Annotated in this window: 2 protein-coding genes; both read right to left on the bottom strand. The window is 42.6% G+C overall.

Going from position 1 to position 1058, the window contains the following annotated elements:
- A partial coding sequence (locus J8L84_RS20115) for a hypothetical protein (protein WP_211072260.1) occupies positions 1–600 on the bottom strand: 600 nt, incomplete at its 3' end.
- A gap of 224 nt (positions 601–824) precedes the next feature.
- Positions 825–1058, bottom strand: a 234-nt coding sequence (locus tag J8L84_RS20110) for a hypothetical protein (protein WP_211072259.1), incomplete at its 5' end; no start/stop codon positions are given.

Raw genomic sequence — 1058 nt, 5'->3', positions numbered from 1 at the left:
GCTGCGCTCAATGATACAAAATGAAACGGCGACGTTTTTAGGGCGTGTTTCATTGGATACTTTAACTTCTCCATACTTTGAATTACTTATAATATCTATGGCCTCTCCCACAGCGTGTCCAAATTCCCCTGACTGATAGTGATGAGGTTTTTTTCCTGGTCCTGCGTGCGCAGTTGACTGCACATTTTCAGTTATTTTGTGACCATGACCCTGTATAGAATCTTCCTGCTGATCACCCGGCGGTCGATTTGCAATATCACTAACCCCGTTTGGATCTATGCCCCTTAAAAATCTGCCGTATGACGGTTTGAAGTCTTCCCAACCTTTTGGACATTTAGAGTCGTTTATTGCAAGCACAATTTTGTTAGGAAAAATATTCTGTACGATATCTTCTCTTAGCTGGCTAGCTACTTCCTTTGAAAAGGAATCATCACTATTAAGCTTTTCTTTTATTGCTCGGACAAAAGGAGCGTCATTCGTTAATTCTTCAATTATTTTGGCTCTTGAGTACTCTTCGGTTTTTTCTTCTAAAACGCCTGAAAAGAATAAAACAATTGAAGTCACTAAAGAGGCTACAACAGCTATCAGTATTTCTTTCATATTTACTCTCCTTGTTAGTTTATCGTCGGCTATTTTCAGCAGCTAACGCTAAGCTTTGGGGCGCTAGCACGTGGGCTAAAATCCGAGCGAAGCGAGCCAGCCCACGTGTTAGCGTCCCAGCGACCGGAGGGAGTGCCAACAGCGTTTTGTTAGGCGTACAAAGGAACGTACGCAGCTTTGCTGCCACCACTAGCCAAATAGGCCGCGTGTTTAAATTATTGAAATTAAGATAAAACAACCCTGTGCGAAATGCCAGATGTAAAGGACATTGCTGGATAAAAGAGCGAGTTTAGAAAGCTGGTGATGCAGAATGTTGGCGTTGCGGTCTTGATGAAAAGCACGTTGCTAAAGCCGTTGTAACTACCGAAAAAGTAAGCTGTAAAGACTCCCTGGCGAAACAACCTTGATGCTGAAATGTCACGGTTAAACCCACACTTTAATGCTGTAAGTAAATGACG

Source organism: Alteromonas sp. MMG017 (assembly GCF_018100795.1).
In the GTDB taxonomy this organism is placed as follows: domain Bacteria; phylum Pseudomonadota; class Gammaproteobacteria; order Enterobacterales; family Alteromonadaceae; genus Alteromonas.
Note: the sequence above shows the minus strand (reverse complement) of the source record. Positions and strands in the feature narration are given on the sequence as shown.